This window comes from Mycobacteriales bacterium (assembly GCA_030697205.1).
Taxonomy (GTDB): domain Bacteria; phylum Actinomycetota; class Actinomycetes; order Mycobacteriales; family SCTD01; genus JAUYQP01.
Map to the genome: position 1 here is coordinate 17,115 of JAUYQP010000022.1, position 23,221 is coordinate 40,335.

General features: G+C 73.0%; 19 protein-coding genes and 1 tRNA gene. 17 read left to right on the plus strand and 3 right to left on the minus strand.

Annotation, left to right across the window (positions count from 1 at the left end; genetic code table 11):
• Positions 1-16: 16 nt before the first annotated feature.
• The 9 genes from hisI to Q8R60_07105 all read left to right on the plus strand — a co-directional run bounded on the left by hisI (position 17) and on the right by Q8R60_07105 (position 7,505).
• Positions 17-394 (plus strand): phosphoribosyl-AMP cyclohydrolase, encoded by a 378-nt coding sequence (gene hisI, locus Q8R60_07065; protein MDP3712227.1) that lies wholly within the window; start codon positions 17-19, stop codon positions 392-394.
• Complete coding sequence (locus Q8R60_07070) at positions 391-1,872, plus strand: anthranilate synthase component I (protein MDP3712228.1); 1,482 nt, start codon at positions 391-393, stop codon at positions 1,870-1,872. Before hisI ends, Q8R60_07070 begins: the two co-directional genes overlap by 4 nt.
• The gene (locus tag Q8R60_07075; protein ID MDP3712229.1) at positions 1,869-2,402 is read left to right on the plus strand and encodes a Trp biosynthesis-associated membrane protein; all 534 of its coding nucleotides are present in this window, start codon (positions 1,869-1,871) and stop codon (positions 2,400-2,402) included. Before Q8R60_07070 ends, Q8R60_07075 begins: the two co-directional genes overlap by 4 nt.
• Positions 2,399-3,055 (plus strand): Trp biosynthesis-associated membrane protein, encoded by a 657-nt coding sequence (locus Q8R60_07080; protein ID MDP3712230.1) that lies wholly within the window; start codon positions 2,399-2,401, stop codon positions 3,053-3,055. Before Q8R60_07075 ends, Q8R60_07080 begins: the two co-directional genes overlap by 4 nt.
• An 84-nt stretch (positions 3,056-3,139) precedes the next feature.
• On the plus strand, positions 3,140-3,964 hold the full coding sequence (trpC, locus tag Q8R60_07085; GenBank protein ID MDP3712231.1) for an indole-3-glycerol phosphate synthase TrpC: 825 nt from the start codon (positions 3,140-3,142) through the stop codon (positions 3,962-3,964).
• Positions 3,961-5,175: a tryptophan synthase subunit beta gene (gene trpB, locus Q8R60_07090; GenBank protein MDP3712232.1), complete on the plus strand. Its 1,215-nt coding sequence runs from the start codon at positions 3,961-3,963 to the stop codon at positions 5,173-5,175. The genes trpC and trpB overlap by 4 nt, the downstream gene beginning before the upstream one ends.
• The gene (trpA, locus tag Q8R60_07095) at positions 5,172-5,954 is read left to right on the plus strand and encodes a tryptophan synthase subunit alpha (protein ID MDP3712233.1); all 783 of its coding nucleotides are present in this window, start codon (positions 5,172-5,174) and stop codon (positions 5,952-5,954) included. The genes trpB and trpA overlap by 4 nt, the downstream gene beginning before the upstream one ends.
• Before the next feature lie 19 nt (positions 5,955-5,973).
• Complete coding sequence (gene lgt / locus Q8R60_07100; protein MDP3712234.1) at positions 5,974-6,804, plus strand: prolipoprotein diacylglyceryl transferase; 831 nt, start codon at positions 5,974-5,976, stop codon at positions 6,802-6,804.
• Positions 6,801-7,505: a VIT1/CCC1 transporter family protein gene (locus tag Q8R60_07105; protein ID MDP3712235.1), complete on the plus strand. Its 705-nt coding sequence runs from the start codon at positions 6,801-6,803 to the stop codon at positions 7,503-7,505. Before lgt ends, Q8R60_07105 begins: the two co-directional genes overlap by 4 nt.
• Here Q8R60_07105 and Q8R60_07110 read toward each other — a convergent pair.
• Positions 7,469-8,773 (minus strand): ATP-binding protein, encoded by a 1,305-nt coding sequence (locus Q8R60_07110; protein ID MDP3712236.1) that lies wholly within the window; start codon positions 8,771-8,773, stop codon positions 7,469-7,471. The two genes, Q8R60_07105 and Q8R60_07110, sit on opposite strands and share 37 nt — an antisense overlap.
• A gap of 227 nt (positions 8,774-9,000) precedes the next feature.
• On the opposite strand from Q8R60_07110, the gene gltB reads away from it, so the two are divergent.
• From gltB to pyk, 5 genes are all read left to right on the plus strand, one after another.
• Positions 9,001-13,554: a glutamate synthase large subunit gene (gene gltB / locus Q8R60_07115; GenBank protein MDP3712237.1), complete on the plus strand. Its 4,554-nt coding sequence runs from the start codon at positions 9,001-9,003 to the stop codon at positions 13,552-13,554.
• A gap of 9 nt (positions 13,555-13,563) precedes the next feature.
• Entirely contained in the window at positions 13,564-15,003 is a 1,440-nt protein-coding gene (locus Q8R60_07120) for a glutamate synthase subunit beta (GenBank protein MDP3712238.1), read from the plus strand.
• A 305-nt stretch (positions 15,004-15,308) separates the two neighbouring features.
• Positions 15,309-16,955, plus strand: a complete 1,647-nt coding sequence (locus tag Q8R60_07125) for a S8 family serine peptidase (GenBank protein MDP3712239.1) — start codon at positions 15,309-15,311, stop codon at positions 16,953-16,955.
• A 101-nt stretch (positions 16,956-17,056) separates the two neighbouring features.
• Positions 17,057-17,929 (plus strand): hypothetical protein, encoded by an 873-nt coding sequence (locus Q8R60_07130; protein ID MDP3712240.1) that lies wholly within the window; start codon positions 17,057-17,059, stop codon positions 17,927-17,929.
• 48 nt (positions 17,930-17,977) lie between these two features.
• Positions 17,978-19,441: a pyruvate kinase gene (pyk, locus tag Q8R60_07135; protein ID MDP3712241.1), complete on the plus strand. Its 1,464-nt coding sequence runs from the start codon at positions 17,978-17,980 to the stop codon at positions 19,439-19,441.
• On the opposite strand, the gene Q8R60_07140 is transcribed toward pyk, so the two are convergent.
• Complete coding sequence (locus Q8R60_07140) at positions 19,438-19,674, minus strand: hypothetical protein (protein MDP3712242.1); 237 nt, start codon at positions 19,672-19,674, stop codon at positions 19,438-19,440. The genes pyk and Q8R60_07140 overlap by 4 nt on opposite strands.
• 107 nt (positions 19,675-19,781) lie before the next feature.
• Positions 19,782-19,855, minus strand: a tRNA-Leu gene (locus Q8R60_07145).
• A gap of 152 nt (positions 19,856-20,007) precedes the next feature.
• Here Q8R60_07145 and Q8R60_07150 point away from each other — a divergent pair.
• From Q8R60_07150 to Q8R60_07160, 3 genes are all read left to right on the plus strand, one after another.
• On the plus strand, positions 20,008-20,643 hold the full coding sequence (locus Q8R60_07150; GenBank protein MDP3712243.1) for a response regulator: 636 nt from the start codon (positions 20,008-20,010) through the stop codon (positions 20,641-20,643).
• A gap of 230 nt (positions 20,644-20,873) precedes the next feature.
• Positions 20,874-22,043: a branched-chain amino acid ABC transporter substrate-binding protein gene (locus Q8R60_07155; protein MDP3712244.1), complete on the plus strand. Its 1,170-nt coding sequence runs from the start codon at positions 20,874-20,876 to the stop codon at positions 22,041-22,043.
• A 221-nt stretch (positions 22,044-22,264) separates the two neighbouring features.
• Positions 22,265-23,188, plus strand: coding sequence for a branched-chain amino acid ABC transporter permease (locus tag Q8R60_07160; protein ID MDP3712245.1), 924 nt, complete (start codon positions 22,265-22,267; stop codon positions 23,186-23,188).
• Positions 23,189-23,221 lie beyond the last annotated feature (33 nt).

Genomic DNA, 23,221 nt, shown 5'->3' on the forward strand with positions numbered 1-23,221 from the left:
CTGGGAGGATGTGGGCATGGAGACCGCCGTGCGCCCCACCGACCTCGACCCTGCCATCGCGGCGCGCCTCAAGCGCGACGCCGACGGCCTCGTCGTGGCGGTGTGCCAGCAGCACGACACCGGTGAGGTCCTGATGGTCGGCTGGATGGACGACCAGGCGCTGCACCTCACCCTGACGACGGGCCGCTGCACCTACTGGTCGCGCAGCCGGCAGGAGTACTGGGTCAAGGGCGAGACGTCGGGCTCGCAGCAGTGGGTCAAGAGCGTCGCGCTCGACTGCGACGGCGACACCCTGCTCGTGCGCGTGGACCAGGTCGGTGGCGCCTGCCACACCGGCGACCGCACCTGCTTCGACGCGTCGCCGCTGCCGGCGGTCCTCGGCGAGCGGCCGTGAGGCTCGGCTCGACCACCCCGACAGCAGAGGAGTTCGCGGCCCTCGACCAGCCGGTCGTCCCGGTCGTGCGTCGGCTGCTCGCCGACGGCGAGACCCCGGTGGGGGTCTACCGCAAGCTCGCCGGCAACCGGCCCGGCACCTTCCTGCTGGAGTCCGCGGAGCAGGGCCGCCAGTGGTCGCGCTGGTCCATCGTCGGCGTCCGCAGCGCAGGGGTCCTCACCGAGCGCGACGGCCGTGCGGTGTGGCTCGGGGAGGGTCTGCCGACGACGAGCGACGACCCGCTCGAGGCGTTGCGCGAAGCCGCGGAGCTGCTGCGCAGCCCCAAGCCCGACGACCTGCCGCCGCTCACCGGCGGCCTGGTCGGCTACGTCGGCTACGACGCGGTGCGCCGCATCGAGCGGCTGCCCTCGACCGCACCCGACGAGATCGGCATGCCCGAGATCGCGATGATGCTCGCGACCGACCTCGCGGTCCTCGACCACGGCGACGGCACCGTCGTGCTCATCGCCAATGTCCTGCGCGGCGGCTCCTACGACGACGCCGTCGCGCGCCTCGACGCGATGGCGGCAGACCTCGCCAAGGCGACCGAGCCGTCGGTCGCCACGGTGGACCTCGCGGCCCAGCCCGAGGTCGTCCGGCGCACGTCGCCCGAGGACCACATGGCTGCCGTCGAGGTCGTCAAGGAGCACATCCGGGCCGGCGACGCCTTCCAGGTCGTGCTCTCCCAGCGCTTCGAGGTCCGCACCGAGGTCGACGCCCTCGACGTCTACCGCGTGCTGCGGGCGACCAACCCGTCGCCCTACATGTACCTGCTGCGCTTCGCAGGGCGGGAGTCGCCGTACGACGTCGTGGGGTCCTCTCCCGAGGCGCTCGTCACCGTCACCGACCGGCGCGCCGTCCTGCACCCCATCGCCGGGACCCGGCCGCGCGGCGCGACCCCCGAGCAGGACGCCGAGCTCGCGGCCGGCCTGCTCGCCGACCCGAAGGAGCGCAGCGAGCACGTGATGCTCGTCGACCTCGGGCGCAACGACCTCGGCCGGGTCTGCGTCCCGGGCTCGGTCGACGTCGTGGAGTTCATGAACGTCGAGCGCTACAGCCACGTCATGCACATCGTGTCGACCGTCGTCGGCGAGGTCCTGCCGGACAAGCAGGCGTACGACGTCCTGCGGGCGACCTTCCCCGCGGGGACGCTCTCCGGCGCGCCCAAGCCCCGTGCGATGGAGATCATCGAGTCGCTGGAGCCGGCCCGGCGGGCCCTCTACGGCGGGTGCGTCGGCTACCTCGACGCGGGCGGAGACATGGACCTCGCGATCGCGATCCGCACCGCGGTCCTGCACGAGGGCACCGCCTACGTGCAGGCCGGTGGCGGGCTGGTCGCCGACAGCGACCCGGCGGCCGAGCAGGCGGAGTGCGAGAACAAGGCAGCGGCCGTGCTGCGGGCCGTGGCGGCCGCGGCGACCCTGCGCGCGGTGACGTGACGGCGGGCCGCGAGAGGTCGCTCGCGCTGCTGCTCGTCGCGGGTGGCGTGGTCCTGCTCGCGCTCTCGCTGCCCATGACGTGGGTCACCGTGCCGGCGTCCCTCACGATGCGGCCGGGTCCGGTGTCGCTCTCCGGGCTGATCGTCTTCGAGGACGGCCTTCTGCACGCCCTGCTCGTCGGCGCGCTGCTGCTCGGCCTGTGGCGGTGGGACGACTGGCGGCGCACGACGGTCGCGGTCACCATCGTCCTGGTGTCGCTGGTGTGGCTCGGCCAGGCCCTCGAGCGCGCGGCGGAGGCGGGCAACGCCGCGGCCAGGGCCGACGAGGGGCCGCAGCGGCTCGGGCTCAACTGGCTCGAGGACCGCGGGTTGCTCGCCCGCCTCGCCCTTGCCGACCTCCCGGTCACGCCGTGGCCGTGGGTAGCCGTCGGCGGCAGCCTCGTCACCGCGTCCGGTGCCGTCCTGGTCCTCGTCCGGTCCCGCCGCTGGGAGGCCGCCGCCCCCGCCGGCGACGGCTGGTGGGCCGCGTGAGCGCAGGAGCCCGCCGCGAGCTCGGAGCGGCCGTGCTCGCGTGCCTCGTGGGGGCCGTGCTGGTGCTGCTCTCCCTGGTCCGCGACTGGGCCACCGTGCCGGTCGCCGGCAGCGCCCTGCTGCCCGACCGCGTCGTCGGCGTCCGCGGGGCCGACCTGGTGCCGGGCGTGCGTGCCCTCGCGCTCGTCGGCCTGGCCGGTGTCGTCGGGCTGGCCGCCACCCGGGGCCGTGGTCGCAGCGCGGTCGGTGCGGTCCTCGGCCTGGTCGGGGTCGTCGTGGTCGTCGAGACGGTCCGGGCCGCGACCGACCTGCGGGCCAGGGTCCGCGGAGTCGACGCGATCGGTGACCTCGGAGGCGCCGGTGCGGTCGACGGCACGGTCGACGGCACGGCCTGGCCCGCCCTGGCGGTCCTCGGTGCGCTGCTGCTCGTCGCAGCGGGCGCGCTGGTGGCGGTGCGGGGCCGGCACTGGTCGGCGCTGTCGGAGCGCTACGACGCACCGGTCGGCGGAGCGCGCGGTGGCCGGGAGCCCGTGCCCGCCGAGTCGTCCACCGTGGCGCCCGCCGAGTCGTCCACCGAGTCGTCCACCGTGGCGCCCACCGACAAGGCGCTGTGGGACGACCTCGACCGCGGTGAGGACCCCACCACCGGCTGACCCCGGGAGGCGGACCCCCGGGTCGTCCCCGTACCCTCGGGCCGTGCGACCGGTCCGCGGTCGCCAGAGCGAGGGAGCCCCCCGGTGAGCGTGCTCGACGACATCCTCGTCGGGGTGCGTGAGGACCTCGCCGCCCGCCAGGAGCTGACCACGCTCGACCAGCTCAAGCAGCGCGCGACGACCCGGCCGGCCCCGCTCGACGGGGTTGCCGCGCTCAAGCAGCCGGGCGTCGCGGTCATCGCCGAGGTCAAGCGCAGCAGCCCCTCGAAGGGGGCGCTGGCCGCGATCGCCGACCCGGCCGGGCTCGCCGAGGACTACGAGGCAGGCGGCGCCAGCGTCATCTCGGTCCTCACCGAGCAGCGCCGCTTCGGGGGCAGCCTCGCCGACCTCGACGCGGTGCGGGCCCGGGTCGACGTACCCGTGCTGCGCAAGGACTTCGTGGTGTCGAGCTACCAGGTCTGGGAGGCCCGCGCCCACGGTGCCGACCTCGTGCTGCTCATCGTGGCCGCGCTCGAGCAGAACGCCCTCGTGTCGCTCGTGGAGCGCACCGAGTCGCTCGGCATGACGCCGCTGGTCGAGGTCCACGACGAGGAGGAGCTGGTCCGGGCCCTCGACGCGGGTGCGCGGGTGGTCGGTGTCAACGCCCGCGACCTCAGGACCCTCGAGGTCGACCGCGAGGTCTTCGGCCGGCTCGCGCCGCTCATCCCCGACAGTGCCGTGAAGATCGCGGAGTCCGGTGTGCGGGGGCCCCACGACCTGCTCCACTACGCCGCTGCCGGCGCCGACGCCGTCCTCGTCGGCGAGGGCGTCGTCGCGGGCGGCGACCCGCGCAAGGCCGTCGCGGCGCTCGTCACCGCCGGCGCCCACCCCTCAGCTCGCCACTCCGGTCCCGCAGGAGGACGCCCGTGACCGCCCCCCAGGTCTCGCTGCCCGACGCCGCCGGCCACTTCGGGCCCTACGGCGGCCGCTTCGTGCCTGAGGCCCTCATCGCCGCGCTCGACCAGCTCGCTCAGCAGCACCTCGACGCCGCGAGCGACCCGGAGTTCACCGGCGAGCTCGACCGGCTGCTGTCGACCTACGCCGGACGCCCGACGCCGCTCACGCACGCGCGCCGGCTCGGCGACCTGCTCGGCGGCGCGACCGTGCTGCTCAAGCGCGAGGACCTCGCCCACACCGGGTCCCACAAGATCAACAACGTGCTCGGCCAGGCCCTGCTCACCCAGCGGATGGGCAAGAAGCGGGTCATCGCCGAGACGGGGGCGGGGCAGCACGGCGTCGCCACCGCGACCGCCGCCGCGCTGTTCGGCTTCGACTGCACGGTCTACATGGGCGAGGAGGACACCCGCCGCCAGGCCCTCAACGTCGCCCGGATGCGACTGCTCGGCGCCGAGGTCGTCCCGGTCACGACGGGCACCCGCACCCTCAAGGACGCCACCAACGAGGCGTTCCGCGACTGGGTCGCCAACGTCGAGACCACCCACTACTGCATCGGCTCGGTCGTCGGCCCGCACCCGTTCCCCGCGATGGTCCGCGACTTCCAGCGCATCATCGGCGTGGAGGCGCGCCAGCAGTGCCTCGACCTCGTCGGCCGGCTCCCCGACGCCGCGGTCGCCTGCGTCGGCGGCGGCTCCAACGCGATGGGGCTCTTCCACGCCTTCATCCCCGACGAGTCGGTCGCGCTCATCGGCTGCGAGGCCGGTGGTGACGGGGTCGACACCGGCCGCCACGCCGCGCCGCTGACGGCCGGCACGCCGGGCGTGCTCCACGGCGCCCGCAGCTACCTCATGCAGGACGACGACGGGCAGACCCTCGACACCCACTCGATCAGCGCCGGCCTCGACTACCCGGGCGTCGGGCCCGAGCACTCGTGGCTGCGCGACGCGGGCCGCGCGCAGTACCGCGGCGTGTCCGACGCCGACGCGATGGCCGCCCTCGAGACGCTCGCCCAGCGCGAGGGGATCCTGTGCGCGATCGAGACCGCCCACGCGTTCGCGGGGGCCTTCGACTGGGTCCGCGGCCACGAGCGGCCCGCCGAGGAGCTGGTCGTCGTGATCAACCTCAGCGGCCGCGGCGACAAGGACGTCGACACCGCCGCCCGCTGGTTCGGCCTGCTCGGGTGAGTGCCCTCGACGAGCTGTTCGCGCGCTGCCGCACCGAGGGCCGCGCCGCGCTCATCGGCTACCTGCCGGTGGGCTACCCCACCTACGACGACTCGGTGGCCGCCATGACCGCGATGGTCGCCGCGGGCGTCGACGCGGTCGAGGTCGGCATCCCCTACACCGACCCCGGCATGGACGGGCCCGTCATCCAGGTCGCCGTCGACGAGGCGCTGCGCGGCGGGGTGCGCGTCAAGGACGCGTTCCGCGCGGTCGAGGCCGTCGCGGCGGCCGGGGGAGTGCCGCTCGTCATGGGCTACTGGAACCCCGTCGAGCGCTACGGCCCCGCCCGCTTCGCCGCCGACCTGCGGGCCGCCGGTGCCGCGGGCGCCATCACCCCCGACCTCATCCCCGAGGAGGCCGCGCCCTGGCTCGAGGCCGCCCGCGAGGTCGACCTCGACCCGATCTTCCTCGTCGCACCGTCGTCCAGTGACGAGCGCATCGGCGTCGTCGCCCGCACCAACCGCGGCTTCGTCTACGCCGCCTCCACGATGGGCGTGACCGGTGAGCGCGCCGCGACCTCCACCCGCGCGGTGGAGCTCGTCGAGCGGGTGCGTGTGCAGACCGACCTGCCGGTCTGCGTCGGCCTCGGCGTCTCCGACGGCGCCCAGGCCGCCGAGGTCGCGGCCTACGCCGACGGCGTCATCGTCGGCTCCGCCCTCGTGCGGGCCCTGCGCGACGGCGGGGTCGCCGCCGTCGAGGCGCTCGCGGCCGAGCTCGCCTCCGGTGTCCGTCGCCGCTGACCCGGCCTAGGGTGGTCCCGTGACACTGGCCTACCTCCCGAGCCCCTCCACGGGAGTCCTTGAGATCGGCCCGTTCCCGCTGCGCGCCTACGCGCTGTGCATCATCGCCGGCGTCGTCGCGGCGGTCGTCATCGGCGAGCGGCGGTGGGTCGCCCGCGGCGGCACCAAGGGCGCGGTCGGCGACGTCGCCGGCATCGCGGTCCCGCTCGGCCTCGTCGGGGCCCGGCTCTACCACGTCGTGACGAGCCCGGCGAAGTACCTCGACGACCCGCTCGCGGTCCTGCGTGTCTGGGAGGGCGGGCTCGGCGTGCCGGGCGGCATCGCTGCGGGGGTGCTCTCGGCGTACGTCGTGTGCCGTCGCCGTGGCTACTCGCCAGGAGCGATGGCCGACGCGTGCGCCCCCGGCGTGCCCGTCGCGCAGGCCATCGGGCGCTTCGGCAACTGGTTCAACCAGGAGCTGTTCGGCCGCCCGACGACGCTGCCCTGGGGCCTGGAGATCGACCCCGACAACCCCGACGCGATCGCAGGCGCGGAGGCCTACCACCCGACCTTCCTCTACGAGTCGCTGTGGTGCCTCGGCATCGCGCTGGTCGTCATCTGGGCCGATCGGCGCTGGCAGCTCGGCGGGGGGCGTGCCTTCGCGCTCTACGCGGGGCTCTACGCGATCGGGCGCGGCTGGATCGAGGCGCTGCGCATCGACGACGCGCAGGAGTGGTTCGGCCTGCGGCTCAACGACTACGTCATGGCGGTCGTGCTCGTCGGCGCCGTCGCCTTCCTCGTCGCCCGTCGCGGCACCCGCCGCGAGCAGGTCGTCGAGCACCACCCCGAGCCCGTGGAGAGCGCCTCATGACCGGACACGCCGCCGAGATCCACCACGACCACCGCGACGTCACCGGGGGTTGGCTGCGGCCGGCGCTGTTCGGCGTCACCGACGGGCTCGTCTCCAACACCGCGCTGGTCGCGGGCGTGGCCGGTGGTGGTGCCAGCGCCCGCGTGCTCGTCCTGACCGGGCTCGCCGGGCTGGTCGCCGGCGCGTTCTCCATGGCGACCGGGGAGTGGACGTCCGTGGCGTCGCAGACCGAGCTGGCCCGCGCCGAGATCGCGGTCGAGAAGGCCGAGATCGCCCGGGTGCCCAAGGCCGAGGAGGCCGAGCTCGCGGGCATCTACCGCAGTCGCGGTGTCGACGCCGCGACCGCGAAGGAGGTCGCCCGCCAGCTCAGCAGCGACCCCGAGACGGCCTGGCGGGTGCACGCCCGCGAGGAGCTCGGCATCGACCCCGACGACCTGCCCTCGGCCTGGCTGGCGGCCTGGACGAGCTTCGGCTCCTTCGCGATCGGCGCGCTCGTGCCGGTCCTGCCCTACCTGCTCGGTGCCAGCTCGCTGCTGCTCATGGTGGTCCTCGCCGGGGTCGCGCTGTTCCTCGTCGGAGCGCTGGTCAGCCGCTTCACCGAGCGCACGGCCCTCTACGCCGGGACCCGACAGCTGGTGCTCGGCGCGGCGGCGACCGCCGTGACCTACGCGATCGGCAGCGCGGTCGGCACCGGCGTCTGAGCCTGGTAGGCCGCGGGTACCCGCACCTCGACCGTCACCCAGCCGTCGAGGCTGCGTACAGCGACCCGGCCGCCATGGACCTCGACCAGCCGTCGTACGACGTAGAGGCCCATCCCGAGTCCCTCTCGGTCGCGGGTCGGCCCGCTCGCGAGCTGGGTGAACGGCTCGAAGAGGCGCCCCGCGGTGGCGGCGTCGATGCCGGCGCCCTCGTTGGTGACGGCGATCCAGACCTCCGCGCCCTCCTGGCCCGCAGCCAGCAGCGGGACGCCTCCTGCCGCACCGTGCTGGACGGCGTTGTCGAGCAGGTTGGCCAGCACCTGGTGCAGCGCCTGCGGCGTCATGCGCGCGCGGCTGCCCTGCTCGACGAGCACCGACACGGGGTTCGCGGAGCGGCCGGACTGGGCGACGACCGAGGCGGCGACGGACCCGACATCTGCCTCGGCGGTCGGGTCCGGCGCGGTGGCCGAGGCCGCCGTGAGCATGTTCTCGAGCAGCCGTGACAGCCGTTCCTCCTGCTCGACGACGGCATGGAGGAGCTGGCTGCGCGCGGCGGGGCCGAGCCGCTCGCCGCGCTGCAGCAGGGTGAGGGCGGCACCGCGGATGCCGGTCAGCGGGGTGCGGAACTCGTGGCTGACGGTGGCGATGAGGTCGGCGCGGATGCGGTCCGCCTCGGCGAGGCGCGCCCGCACTCCCTGGTCGCCGTCGTGCAGCTCGTGCGCGAGCGCCTCCGCGCTGGCCCGCGCGATCTCGTCGGCGCGCCAGAACAACAGCAGCACGCCGGTTCCGACGACGCCGAACGCGAGGTGGGTGACGACCCAGACCAACGCGGCGCCTTCGTGCCCGTAGACCTCGACGTTGCCGAACACGACGACGACGGCCTGGCCGGCCGCCACGTAGGCGACCGCCGTGCCGTAGACGACCCAGTCCTGGTAGAGCGCGGCCGCGGCCAGCGCCAGCAGGATGTGCAGGTGGAGCTCCTCACCCTGGCGGGTCAGGTGCACCAGCAGGCCGGACGAGGTCAGCAGGCCCACGGCCACGGCGCCGGCCCGCACGCGGCGGGGCAGCGGCGCGAGGGCGACGCCGAGCAGCGCGGCGAGCAGGAGGGCGCCACCCGCACCGTTCAGCTCACCCCGGCCGGTGACCCTCGCGGCCACGACGACGCCGGGGATGTGCAGCGCCAGCAGCCAGCACAGGATGCGGTGCCGCCACAGGAACTCCTCCGTCGCGAGCGCCCGACCGTGCGGGAGCCATCCGGGGGAGCGGGTCACCTGTCCAGACTCCTCTGGGTGGACTCCTCTTTCCATGGCCCGAAGGGACCATTTCGGACGTAACCGCCGAACGGGTGACGGGAGTCACCGCTCGGTGCGCACGGAGGGCGGGCCGTCCTGCGGTGCCCCGTCGTGTAACCTGTTCGTCATCTGCGCAGGGCCAGCGACGTCCCGGGTGAGCAGCCAGCACGACCCGCTCAAGCACCCGATCGGAAGGCCCCGCACCCATGACGTCCCGCACCGCCGGCTCCGGCCTGCCGACTGCCATGCCTGTCAAGCAGGGGCTCTACGACCCCGCTCACGAGCACGACGCGTGCGGGGTCGCCTTCGTCGTCGACATCGCCGGTCGGGCGAGCCACGACATCGTCGAGCAGGGCCTCACCGCGCTCACCAACATGGAGCACCGCGGCGCCTCGGGTGCCGAGCCCGACAGCGGCGACGGCGCCGGGATCCTGCTCCAGGTGCCCGACGCGTTCCTGCGCACGGTCGTCGCCGACCTCCCGCCCGCGGGTCACTACGCCGTCGGCACCGCCTTCCTGCCGGTCGACCCCGACGAGGCGGCCCGCGCGATGGCAGCCATCGACGCGATCGCCGAGGGAGAGGGGCTGCGCACCCTCACCTGGCGCGACGTCCCGGTCGACGCCGACGCCGCCGGGATCGGGGCGACCGCCCGCTCGGTGATGCCGGTGTTCCGCCAGCTCGTGCTCGTGGCGGCCGACCCGCAGCTGTCGTCGTACGCCCTGGAGCGCCGGGCCTTCGTCACCCGCAAGCGCGCGGAGCACGAGACCGGCACCTACTTCGCGTCGCTGTCGGCCCGCACGGTCGTCTACAAGGGCATGCTCACGACCGCCCAGCTGCAGCGCTTCTTCCTCGACCTGTCCGAGCCGTCGCTGGTGAGCGCGCTGGCGCTGGTGCACTCCCGCTTCTCGACCAACACCTTCCCGAGCTGGCCGCTCGCCCACCCCTACCGCTACATCGCGCACAACGGCGAGATCAACACCGTGCGCGGCAACCGCAACTGGATGCACGCGCGTGAGGCGCTGCTGCGCGGCCCGGACGAGCTGCCCGACGACCTGTCCCGTCTCTTCCCCATCTGCAGCCCCGCGGCGTCGGACTCCGCGAGCTTCGACGAGGTGCTCGAGCTGCTCCACATGGCCGGGCGCTCGCTGCCGCACGCGGTGCTGATGATGGTCCCGGAGGCGTGGGAGAACGCCCCTGACATGGACCCCGCCAAGCGGGCCTTCTACGAGTTCCACGCGGCGCTGATGGAGCCGTGGGACGGCCCGGCGTGCGTCACCTTCACCGACGGCACCGTGATCGGGGCGGTGCTCGACCGCAACGGCCTGCGCCCCTCGCGCTGGTGGCAGACCGCCGACGGCCGCGTGATCCTGTCCAGCGAGGTCGGCGTGCTCGACATCGCGCCGGACCAGGTGGTGGCCAAGGGCCGCCTGCAGCCCGGGAAGATGTTCCTCGTCGACACCGCAGAGGGCCGGGTCGTCTCCGACGACGAGGTCAAGAGCGCGCTGGCTGCGGAGCACCCCTACCAGGACTGGCTGCACAGCGGGCTCATGCAGCTCGAGGACCTGCCCGAGCGCGAGCACGTCACCTACTCCCACGAGTCGGTGCTGCGCCGCCAGCAGACCTTCGGCTACACCGAGGAGGAGGTGCGGCTGCTCATCACGCCGATGGCCAAGAACGGCATGGAGGCCCTCGGGTCGATGGGCACCGACACGCCCGTCGCGGTGCTGAGCCAGCGGCCGCGGCTGCTCTTCGACTACTTCAGCCAGCTCTTCGCGCAGGTCACCAACCCACCGCTGGACGCGATCCGCGAGGAGCTCGTCACGAGCCTGGCCGGCTGCATCGGCCCGGAGCAGAACCTCCTCACCCCGAGCCCCGCGAGCTGCCGGCAGATCGTGCTGCCCTTCCCGGTCATCGACAACGACGACCTGGCGAAGATCATCCACATCAACGAGGACGGCAACCTGCCGGGCTTCTCCTGCGTGAAGGTCCACGGCCTCTACCCCGTCAACGGCGGGGGAGAGGCGCTGCGTGACGCCCTCGACCGGGTGCGGCGCGAGGTGTCGACCGCGATCGCCGCCGGCGCCCGCATCATCGTGCTCTCCGACCGCGACTCCACCGAGCACATGGCGCCGATCCCGTCGCTGCTGCTCACCAGCGCGGTCCACCACCACCTCATCCGCGAGAAGACCCGCACCCGCGTCGGTCTCGTCGTCGAGGCCGGTGACGCCCGCGAGGTCCACCACGTCGCGCTGCTCATCGGCTACGGCGCGGCGGCCGTCAACCCCTACCTGGCCTTCGAGACCATCGAGGACCTCATCGCCGACGGCACGCTCACCGGGGTCGAGCCTCGGGCCGCGGTCCAGAAGTACGTCAAGGCCGCGGGCAAGGGCGTGCTGAAGGTCATGAGCAAGATGGGCATCTCGACCATCGCCTCCTACACCGGCGCCCAGGTCTTCGAGGCGCTCGGGCTGTCGCAGGAGCTCGTCGAGGAGTACTTCACCGGCACGACCTCGCGGCTCGGCGGGATCGGCCTCGAGGTCATCGCGGAGGAGGTCGCGGCCCGCCACCGCCGGGCCTACCCCGACAACGCCACGGAGCGCGCCCACCGCCGCCTCGACGTCGGTGGCGAGTACCAGTGGCGCAGGGAGGGCGAGGTCCACCTGTTCAATCCGGAGACCGTCTTCGCCCTGCAGCACTCGACCCGCACCCAGCAGTACGACGTCTTCAAGACCTACACCCAGAAGGTCGACGCGCTGTCGACCCAGGCGGGCACGCTGCGGGGGCTGTTCGCCTTCCGGAGCGACCGCGCCCCGGTGCCGATCGACGAGGTCGAGCCGGTCAGCGAGATCGTGAAGCGCTTCAACACCGGCGCCATGTCCTACGGCTCGATCAGCGCCGAGGCCCACGAGACCCTGGCGATCGCGATGAACCGCCTCGGTGCGCGCAGCAACACCGGCGAGGGAGGCGAGGACTCCGAGCGCCTGCACGACCCGGAGCGGCGCAGCGCCATCAAGCAGGTCGCGTCCGGCCGCTTCGGCGTGACCAGCGAGTACCTCGTCAACGCCACCGACATCCAGATCAAGATGGCCCAGGGCGCCAAGCCCGGTGAGGGCGGCCAGCTGCCAGGTCACAAGGTCTACCCGTGGATCGCCAAGACCCGGCACTCCACCCCCGGCGTGGGGCTCATCTCCCCGCCGCCGCACCACGACATCTACTCCATCGAGGACCTCGCCCAGCTCATTCACGACCTCAAGAACGCCAACAGCGACGCGCGCATCCACGTCAAGCTGGTGGCCGAGGTCGGGGTCGGCACGGTCGCGGCCGGCGTCTCCAAGGCGCACGCCGACGTGGTCCTCATCTCCGGGCACGACGGCGGCACCGGCGCCTCGCCGCTGACCTCCCTCAAGCACGCGGGTGCCCCGTGGGAGCTCGGCCTGGCCGAGACCCAACAGACCCTGCTGCTCAACGGCCTGCGTGACCGCGTCGTGGTGCAGGTCGACGGCCAGCTCAAGACCGGGCGCGACGTCGTCATCGGCGCTCTGCTCGGCGCCGAGGAGTACGGCTTCGCCACCGCCCCGCTCGTCGTCAGCGGCTGCATCATGATGCGGGTCTGCCACCTCGACACCTGCCCCGTCGGCGTCGCGACGCAGAACCCCGAGCTGCGCAAGAAGTTCAGCGGTACGCCGGAGTTCGTGGTGACCTTCTTCGAGTACGTCGCCGAGGAGGTCCGCGAGATCCTCGCCTCGCTGGGCTTCCGGTCACTGCAGGAGGCCATCGGCCACGTCGAGGTGCTCGACACGCAGCGCGCCGTCGAGCACTGGAAGGCGGGGGGTCTCGACCTCGCACGTGTCCTGCACGTGCCGGAGATGCCCGCAGGCGCCTCGCTGACCTGCACCACCACGCAGGACCACGGCCTGCAGCACGCGCTCGACAACACCCTCATCCAGCTGTGCGAGGGCGCGTTGGCCGGCGGCACACCGGTGCGCCTCGAGCTGCCGGTCCGCAACGTCAACCGCACCGTCGGCACGATGCTCGGCGCCGCCGTGACGCGGGCCCATGGCGGGGCGGGCCTGCCCGAGGGCACCATCGACATCACCCTCACCGGCAGCGCCGGACAGTCCTTCGGAGCGTTCCTCCCCCGCGGCATCACGCTGCGCCTCGAGGGCGACGGCAACGACTACGTCGGCAAGGGCCTGTCCGGCGGCCGCATCGTGGTGCGACCCGACCGGGCCGCGACCTTCGCCGCCGAGGACAACGTCATCGCCGGCAACACCCTGCTCTACGGCGCGACCAGCGGCACGCTGCTCGTGCGCGGGCGCGTCGGCGAGCGCTTCTGCGTCCGCAACTCCGGCGCGACCGCGGTCGTCGAGGGCGTGGGCGACCACGCCTGCGAGTACATGACCGGTGGGCGCGTCGCGATCCTCGGCACGACCGGGCGCAACGTCGCGGCCGGCATGAGCGGTGGCACCGCCTACCTGCTCGACGCCGACTCGTCGCTGGTCAACCCGGAGATGGTGGACCTGGAGGGGCTCGACGAGGGCGACGTCGAGACGTTGCGCCGGATGCTCACCGAGCACGCCACCGAGACCGGCTCGCCGGTCGCGCAGCGGCTGCTCGACGAGGGCGCGCTCGCGACCCGCTTCACCAAGGTGATGCCGCGCGACTACAAGAAGGTGCTCCTCGCGATGGAGCAGGCCCGGGAGTCCGGGGACGACGTCGACGCGGCCGTCATGCAGGCCAGCGCAGCCGCGAGCAAGTAGGAGACTGACATGGCTGACCCCACCGGCTTCCTCACCACGGGCCGCGCGCTCCCGACGCGCCGCCCCGTCGACGTGCGCATCCGCGACTGGAAGGAGGTCTACGAGGAGTTCCCCGCGCAGGCCCTCCACGACCAGGCCGGTCGCTGCATGGACTGCGGCATCCCCTTCTGCCACAACGGCTGCCCGCTCGGCAACCTCATCCCCGAGTGGAACGACCTGGTCTGGAAGGACGACTGGCGCGAGGCCGTCGAGCGGCTGCACGCGACCAACAACTTCCCGGAGTTCACCGGTCGGCTGTGCCCCGCGCCGTGCGAGGCGGCCTGCGTCCTTGGCATCAACGACGACCCGGTGACCATCAAGCAGGTCGAGGTGGAGATCGCCGACCGCGCCTGGGCCGACGGTCTCGTGACCCCGCAGCCGGCCGTGCACCCGACCGGCAAGAAGGTCGCGGTCGTGGGCTCCGGCCCGGCCGGGCTCGCGGCCGCCCAGCAGCTCACCCGCGCCGGCCACGACGTCGTGGTCCTGGAGCGGGCCGACCGCATCGGCGGCCTGCTGCGCTACGGCATCCCCGAGTTCAAGATGGAGAAGGCGGTCCTCGACCGGCGCCTGGAGCAGATGCGGGCCGAGGGCACCCGCTTCGAGACCGGCGTCGACGTCGGCGTCGACGTGACCGTCGAGCAGCTGCGGGCCGACTACGACGCGGTCGTGCTGGCAGGCGGGTCCACGCTCGGGCGCGACCTGCCCGTCCCGGGTCGCGAGCTGTCGGGCATCCACCTCGCGATGGACTACCTCGAGCCGGCCAACCGGGTGCAGCTCGGCGACCTGGAGTCGTGGCCGATCGACGCCGCCGACAAGGACGTCGTCATCATCGGCGGTGGCGACACCGGCGCGGACTGCCTCGGCACCGCCCACCGCCAGGGCGCCCGCTCGGTCACCCAGCTCGAGATCATGCCGCGCCCGCCGCAGGAGCGCGCGTCGTCGACGCCGTGGCCGACCTGGCCGCTGGTCTACCGCACCAGCAGCGCCCACGAGGAGGGCGGCGAGCGGGTCTTCGGTGTCAACACCGAGCGCTTCACCGGCGCTGAGGGTGCCGTCACCGGCCTCGACCTCGTCGAGGTGGAGATGGTCGACGGCCGCTTCGCCCCGGTGACCGGCAGTGAGACGCACCTGCCCGCGCAGCTCGTCCTGCTCGCCATGGGCTTCGTCGGGCCGCAGCGCGACGGCCTGCTCGACGCCCTCGGCGTCGAGCTCGACCCGCGCGGCAACGTCGCCCGTGACGACACCTGGGCGACGAGTGTCCCCGGCGTCTTCGTCGCCGGCGACATGGGCCGTGGCCAGTCGCTGATCGTGTGGGCCATCGCCGAGGGCCGCTCCGCCGCGGCCGCCGTCGACCGCTTCCTCATGGGCGACACGCTGCTCCCGTCCCCGGTCGTCCCCACCAGCCGCTGATCCCTCGGCCCGCGCGGGTCCGTCGGACTGCGCGGGTCCGTCGGCCTGCGCGGGTCCGTCGGCCTACACACGCCTGTGCCGCGCCTTGCTGCAGTGCACGCCCTCCGCGTGCACTGCACAGGCCTGCCCACGGACGGCCCCTTGCTGCACTGCACGCCCGGTGCGTGCAGTGCAGCAAGGGGCGCAACGGGTGTGGGGCGACCCGGCGGTTCGCCGGTCGTGCTGCGCGCAGCGTCGGTAGCGTGCGCTCCGGGGCAAGCGTGAGGAGCACCGTGCGGATCGCGAGGCGACGAGGTCTGGGACTCGTGCTCAGCGGCCTGCTCGCCGCAACGGCACTGGGTCCCTCAGCACCCGTCAGCGTCGACGGACCGGTCCAGCACTTCGTGGTGCTCTACGCCGAAGGCGCGGAGCCGAGCGCTGCCCGCCGCGCCGTGGGCGCGTCCGGTGGCACGGTGCTGTCGGACGACCCGGACACCGGCATCGCGGCCGTCACCAGCCCCGACCCGCGGTTCGCCGACCGCGCCCGCGCGCACCGGGTGCTGGCCGGTGCCGCCCGCGACCGCGTCGTCGGCCGGTCACCCATGCGACGCGCGTGGGGGTCGTCGACAGCGGTGACGGCAGCGACGGGGACGGCAGCGAGGACAGCGAGGACAGCGAGGACAGCGGCAGCCTCGACGGGGGAGCCGCTCGAGAGCCAACAGTGGGACATGCGAGCCCTACGCCAGGCCGAGGCGCGCGTCGCGCACGTCGTGGACAGACGGGTCCTGGTGGCCGTCATCGACACCGGTGTCGACGGCAGTCACCCCGACCTCACCGCGGTGCTGGACAGGCAGCGCAGCCGCAACTTCACCACCGACCTCCCCACGGACCCCGGCGGCACGGAGCTCGACGGCCCCTGCGAGGTCGCGGGTTGCGTCGACCCCGTCGACCGGGACGACAACGGGCACGGCACCCACGTCGCGAGCCTCGTCGCCGCCCCGGTCAACGGTCGCGGCATCGCGGGGACCGCGCCGGGCGTCCGGATCGTCAACCTGCGTGCCGGTCAGGACAGCGGGTACTTCTTCCTGCAGCCGACCCTCGACGCCATCACCTACGCCGGGCGGATCGGCGTCGACGTCGCGAACCTCAGCTTCTACACCGACCCGTGGCTGTTCAACTGCGCCGACAACCCGGCGGACTCACCGGCCGAGCAGCAGGAGCAGCGCACGATCGTCGCGGCGACGCAGCGCGCGGTCGACTTCGCCCGCAAGCGGGGCGTCACCCTGATCGCGGCCTCGGGCAACGAGGGCCTCGACCTCGGCGCTCCCGGTGTCGACGCGAGCAGCCCTGACTACCCGCAACCCACGTCCACCCGCGACGACACCCGCACCCGGGTGCTCGACAACGCCAGCTGCCTGTCGATGCCCTCCGAGGCGACCGGAGTGCTCGACGTCACGGCGACGGGGCCGAGCGGCCGCAAGGCGTCGTACTCCAGTTTCGGGGTGGAGCAGGCGGTCGTAGCGGCTCCTGGCGGTGACGCGCTCGACGGCTCGCGACCCTTCCCGGCGAACCAGGTTCTGGGGGCGTTCCCGAGGGCCGTGCTGCGGGCGGAGGGCCTCATCGCCGCGGACGGCCGGCCGCTCGACGACACGGTGGTCCGCGACTGCCAGCCGGCCGGCTGCGCTTACTACCGCTGGATCCAGGGGACCTCGATGGCCGCTCCGCACGCTGCCGGCGTCGCGGCGCTGATCGTCAGCCGACACGGCGGTCGTGACGCCGCGCACCGGAGCGGGTGGACGTTGCGCCCGTCGACCGTGGAGCGGCTGCTGCGCGCCTCCGCGGTGGACCGGGCCTGCCCGGCCGGCGGTGTGCAGGCCTACGAGGACGGCAGCAGGCACCGCTGCGTGGGGACGCCCAGCGTCAACGGCTTCTTCGGTGACGGCACCGTCGACGCCCTGCGCGCGGTCTCCTGAGGAGCGTCGACAGCAGGTTCACCCGTCTGCCGCTGGCCGTGACCCGGTCCGGACCGTCACGCTGGGTAGGAGGTCGTCGTTGCGCCGGTCGGGAGGTGGTCGTGTACTCGCTCGTCAGCGCTGGCGTGCTCGCCTGCGACCTGGTCAAGCACCCGCGCGGTGCGCAGGTCGCCGACGTCGTGGACCGGGTCCTCGCCTTGGAGCCCACCGACCTCGAGGCGCTGGCCGCGACGTCGGGCGACGGCCTGGAGGGCGACCGTCAGGCCGTGCTCCAGGCCGCGCGGGAGGTCCCGCAGATGCGGACCCTGCTGCGCGGGGTCGGTGCCGCGGTCGGGGACGCCCAGCCCGACGGCACAGAGGCGCGCACCATCGTCGACGCGCTGTCCCAGACGCTGCTGGGTGACCTCGACGACCTCCTCGCGCTGTTGCTGCGCGAGGCTCCGCTGGACGACCCGGAGGTCCCGCCCGCGGTCGTCCAGGCCGCGCTCGACGCCGTGTCGGCGACCTGGGTCGGGGCCGCCGCTGGCCCCGATGTGCTCGCGGCCACCGAGCGCCTGCGCCGCCGCTGGGACGACGCGTTGCCGGTCGTGCCGCCGCCTCTGCCCGACGGCTATGGCGGCCATGCCCCGGACCTGCGCGACCTGCTCGACGCGATCGGACGGCTCGACGGTGCGGCGTGGTCGCGGGTCGACGCCGCCCACGACAGCAAGAGGGGCGGCCTGGCCTGGTCCGAGGCGATGCACCTCGCCTGCCGTGCGGCCCACGACGACCACCGGGTCGTCGCGGTGGCCCGAGGCCAGCTCGCCGCCGCGCGCGCACTGCGGCTGTCCGCGGTGTCGACCACCCCCGTGGCCGGGAGCGCGGCGATGGCGGTGACCGCTGCGGTCCAGGCGACCTGCGTGCTCGACCTGCTCGACGTCGAGACCGCCCGCACGCTGCTCGGAACCTGGCAGGCCGGGTCGGGCGCGCTGTAGGTCGCGTGCCGTGCAGACGGCCTCCGGCGTACGTCCTAGGGTGGCGGGGTGAAGCGCCGCGCGAAGATCGTCTGCACGCTCGGCCCCGCGACGCACTCCTACGAGGGCGTGCGCGCGCTGGTCTACGCCGGCATGGACGTCGCCCGGCTCAACTTCTCCCACGGCACCTACGAGCAGCACGCCGAGGTCTACGCGTGGGTGCGCGCGGCGAGCGACGAGTCCGGTCGCGGGGTGGGGGTGCTCGTCGACCTGCAGGGTCCCAAGATCCGGCTCGGCACCTTCGTCGAGGGCCCGGTCGTGTGGGCCACCGGCGAGACCGTGACGATCACCGTTCGCGACGTCGAGGGCACCCACGACCTGGTCGGTACGACGTACAAGGGCCTGGCCGCCGACGCGCAACCGGGCGACCGCGTCCTGGTCGACGACGGCAAGGTCGGCCTGAAGGTGCTCGAGGTCGACGGTGACGACGTGCGCCTGCTCGTCACCGAGGGCGGGCCGGTCAGCAACAACAAGGGGCTGTCGCTGCCGGGCGCGGTGAGCGTGCCCGCGCTGACCGAGAAGGACGAGGCCGACCTGCGCTTCGCGCTGACGCTGCGGGCCGACATGGTCGCGCTGTCGTTCGTGCGCCACGAGGACGACATCCGCCTCGTCCACGCTGTCATGGACGAGGTCGGGGCCCGACTGCCGGTGCTCGCCAAGATCGAGAAGCCGCAAGCGGTGGCCCGGCTGCGCGAGATCACCGAGGCCTTCGACGGGCTCATGGTCGCGCGCGGTGACCTCGGCGTCGAGATGCCGCTCGAGAAGGTCCCGCTGGTCCAGAAGGAGTGCGTGCAGGGCGCGCGCGAGCTGGCCAAGCCGGTCATCGTCGCGACCCAGATGCTCGACTCGATGATCACCAACAGCCGGCCGACCCGGGCCGAGGCGTCCGACGTGGCCAACGCGGTGCTCGACGGTGCCGACGCCCTCATGCTGTCGGGGGAGACCAGCGTCGGCAGCTTCCCGATCGAGGCTGTGGCGACGATGGCGCGCATCATCGTGGGGGCCGAGGAGGCCCTGTGGCGGCTCCCGGCGGTCCTCAAGGAGCCCGACACGATCGGTACCGCGATCGCCAAGGCCGCCACTGAGGTCGGCGCGGCGGTGGGCGCGAAGGCGCTCGTCGCGTTCACCCAGAGCGGCGACACCGGCCGGCGACTCGCCCGGCACCGCTCACCGATCCCGCTGCTCGCCTTCACGCCGATCCCGGTCGTCCGCAGCCAGCTGGCGCTGGTGTGGGGCGTCGAGACGTTCCTGGTGCCCACCGTGCAGCACACCGACGAGATGGTGCGTCAGGTCGACAGCGCGATGCTCGACCTCGGGCGGATGGAGCGCGGGGACCTCGTCACGATCGTCGCGGGCAGCCCGCCCTCGACGACCGGCTCGACCAACGCGATGCGCGTCCACCGGCTCGGCAACCCGCCCGCGCCCGGCAGTCGTCGGGCCACCGACCAGCAGGACGCGACCTTCCCGCGCTAGCTCGTCCCGGCGACCGCCGCGAGGATCAGCGCGACCATCTGCTCGCGGCTGATCACCGGCGGCTCCATAGGCGCGAGCGCGGCCCGCTGCAGCGGCAGCGGGGGTGGTGCGGCGGCCGGCGGTTCGGCGGGACCGGGTGGTGGCGGCGCGCTGGCGCCCGGGGCCCGCACGGGCGCGGCTGGCAGGGGAGGGGCGGCCTCCGGCACGCCCGACCCGACGGGTGGGATCTCCACGACGCACCTCCTGTGCCGTCACGTGCCCCTGAGGATCGGCAGCCGGGCGGTGCGTGTCGTCACCCGGGCGGGTAGTCCCGGGCGGGCAGGGCGGATCGTGCGGAGTGTGCCCCCGGTGGGATTCGAACCCACACTGGCGGGTGTTTGAGACCCGTGCGTCTGCCGGTTGCGCGACGAGGGCTGTGCGGTGGTGGTGCGGTGGTGGTGCGGGTACCTGGCGTGTTGTCAGGCGGCTCTGAGCCTAGAGCCCGGCACCGGACCCGCAACGCACGCGGGCCGCGACACCGGCGCGCCCGCGGGCTGGGGGGTGGCCCGACTAGCGTGTGCTGCTCGCTGCCGACCAGCAAGGACGGACCGGAGTCTGACGTGACCGCTGCACCCACCACCCGCGTGCTCATCGCCGAGGACGAGGCGCTCATCCGCCTCGACCTCAAGGAGATGCTCCAGGAGGAGGGCTACGACGTCTGCGGGGAGGCCGGTGACGGGGCCACCGCCGTGCGGCTCGCCCAGGAGCTGCGCCCAGACCTCGTGGTGCTCGATGTGAAGATGCCGGTCCTCGACGGCATCTCCGCCGCGGAGCAGATCGTCGCGGAGCGGATCGCCCCGGTCGTCATCCTCACGGCCTTCTCCCAGCGTGACCTGGTCGAGCGGGCCCGTGAGGCCGGTGCGATGGCCTACCTCGTCAAGCCCTTCCAGAAGAAGGACCTGCTGCCGACCATCGAGATGGCGGTGGCGCGCTTCGCCGAGCTGGTCGCGCTCGAGGGCGAGGTCGCGGACCTGTCCGGCCGGCTCGAGGCACGCAAGCTCGTCGACCGCGCCAAGTCGGTGCTCCAGACCGACCACGGCCTGTCCGAGCCCGAGGCGTTCCGCTGGATCCAGCGGGCCTCCATGGACCGCCGGGCGAGCATGCGCGCGGTGTCGCAGGCCGTGCTGGACGGCACGGCCGGGCCGCACCTCGACGCCGGCTGACGCTGGGTAGCGAAGACGTCACCCAGGGAGAGTTCTCCCGCAAGACGGATGAACGTCGTACGACGTGGGGATGACGGCTCAGCTGCGCTCCGTTCGGACACGCTGAGGTCACGACACGGCCCGGTGCCTAGCCACCGGCGTCACGGTGTGTGTACGGTCCGCCCTGCTGCAGCGACTCAGCTGCGCGCGCCTGCCACGAGCTGGCGCTGTACGAGACCCCTGGAGTGCGTGTGCTCAACCGACGACTGTTCCGCCTGGCCGTACCCCTGGCCGTCGGAGCCCTGACGCTGGCCGCCTGCGGCGACGGCGACTCCGAGACCCCGGGTGAGGACGGCAAGAAGTCCTACACGATCGCGTTTCAGGGCCCGCTGTCCGGCGACAACGCCGCGATCGGCGAGAACGAGGCCAACGGCGTCAAGCTCGCCATCAAGCTCGCCAACGAGAAGGGCGACCTGCCCTTCACCCTCAAGTACTCCGGCCAGGACGACCTCGGCTCGCCCGAGGGCGGGCCGACCGCCGCGCAGAAGTCCATCGACGACGCCGAGGTCATGGCCGTCGTCGGCCCGGCGTTCTCCGGTGCCTCGAAGGCCTCGGGCCCGCTGTTCAGTGACGCCAAGCTCGCCGCGGTGTCGCCGTCGGCCACCAACCCCGACCTCACCAGCCAGGGCTTCACGTCGTTCTTCCGCGTCGTGCCGCCGGACGACGCCCAGGGCGCAGAGGCCGCGAACTACATCTCCAAGACCCTGAAGGCCAAGAAGGTCTACTCGCTCAACGACAAGAGCGAGTACGGCGTGGGTCTCGCGGGCGTGCTCGACAAGACGCTCCAGGCCAACGGCACGGCCATCGTCCAGGAGGGTGTCCCGATCACGAAGGACTACTCCACGGTCGCCCAGAAGGTGAAGAACTCCGGCGCCGACGCGATCTTCTACAGCGGCTACTTCCCGGAGCTCGCCCTGCTGTCGAAGGCGCTCAAGAGCGCGGGCTACGCCGGCACGATCCTGTCCGGTGACGGCTCCAACGACGACGAGTACATCAAGCAGGCCACCGCCGAGACCGCCGAGGGCGTCTACCTGTTCTGCCCCTGCGGTGACGCGAACGTCGACCCGAACGCCAAGGAGTTCGCCGCGGCGTACACGGCCGAGTTCAAGAAGCCCGCTGGTGCGTACTCGCCGGAGTCCTTCGACGCCGCCAACGCCATCATCGCGGCCATGAAGTCCGTCGGTGCCGACCTGACCCGCGAGAAGGTCCTCGAGGCCATCCGTGGCGTCGACTACAAGGGCATCACCAAGCAGATCAAGTTCACCGACAAGGGCGAGGTCGAGGGCAAGACGATCTTCGTCTACCAGGTGAAGGCCGGCAAGCGCGGCGTTCTCGGCACCACCGCGGACCTGATCAGCTAGGTCCGTCAATGCCACCCGGCGGGGCCGGGACGCCTTCGGGCGTCTCGGCCCCGCTGCGCGTGGTTGGCCACCGGGTTGACCGGTCCCGTAAGGCTTTGCCCTAGTCTTCTCGCGCGCACCCACAGGTGCCGCTCACCGGCCTGTACCGGTACCCCGCACGCCTCTGATGAACCCCTGACGAACCCCTGCTGAACCCCAGCCGACCCTGGAGCCCCCACCCCATGTGCTTCACGAGCCAGTTCTGGGACCTCACGGTCGCCGGACTCGCGATCGGCGCGGTCTACGCGCTCATCGCCCTGGGCTACACGCTCGTCTACGGCGTCCTGCAGCTGATCAACTTCGCGCACAGCGAGGTCTTCATGCTCGGAGCCTTCGGCGGCGTCTTCGCCCTCCGCCCCCTCGTCGACGAAACCCCCTCCGGCTTCGGCTCGGTGGTCTTTGTGACCGTCGGCGTCCTCGCTGGCGGCCTGGTCGGCTCCGCGGCGGCGTTCGTCCTGGAGCGCACGGCCTACCGGCCACTGCGCAAGCGCAACGCACCGAGGCTGGCCTACCTGATCAGCGCCATCGGCGCCTCGCTGTTCATGATCAACATCGCGGGCAAGGAGTTCGGGCGGCTGGCGACCAACGTGCCGAAGCTCTACACCAACGGCACCGTCTTCACGCTGTTCGGCGCCGAGGTCAAGACCGAGCAGCTCGTGCTCGCCGGCGTGGCGCTGCTGATGCTGCTCCTGCTCGACCGGCTGGTCAACGCCACCAGGCTCGGTCAGGGCATCCGCGCCGTCGCGCAGGACGCCGAGACCGCGAGCCTCATGGGCGTCGACATCGACCGCGTCATCGTCACGACGTTCCTCATCGGTGGGTTCCTGGGCGGTGTCGCCGGCTTCCTGTTCGGCTCGATCACCAACGTCCAGAACACGATGGGGTTCATCCCTGGCGTCAAGGCCTTCACGGCGGCCGTGCTCGGCGGCATCGGCAACGTGCGCGGAGCCATGTTGGGTGGCCTGCTGCTCGGCCTCGTCGAGAACTACGGCGTCGCCTGCACCGACTCCGCGTACCGCGACGTGGTCGCGTTCTCGATCCTCGTCCTCGTGCTTCTGGTGCGCCCGTCGGGCATCCTGGGCGAGCGCCTGGGACGGTCGGCGTGACCGCGCACCGCACCACCCTGACCCGCACCACCC

What these genes read in the sequence shown, in the direction of transcription:
- hisI (MDP3712227.1), top strand. Translation starts at nt 17, where the DNA reads ATGGAGACCGCCGTGCGCCCCACCGACCTCGACCCTGCCATCGCGGCG.
- Q8R60_07105 (MDP3712235.1), top strand. Translation starts at nt 6,801, where the DNA reads ATGACCGGACACGCCGCCGAGATCCACCACGACCACCGCGACGTCACC.
- gltB (MDP3712237.1), top strand. Translation starts at nt 9,001, where the DNA reads ATGACGTCCCGCACCGCCGGCTCCGGCCTGCCGACTGCCATGCCTGTC.
- Q8R60_07120 (MDP3712238.1), top strand. Translation starts at nt 13,564, where the DNA reads ATGGCTGACCCCACCGGCTTCCTCACCACGGGCCGCGCGCTCCCGACG.
- Q8R60_07160 (MDP3712245.1), top strand. Translation starts at nt 22,265, where the DNA reads ATGTGCTTCACGAGCCAGTTCTGGGACCTCACGGTCGCCGGACTCGCG.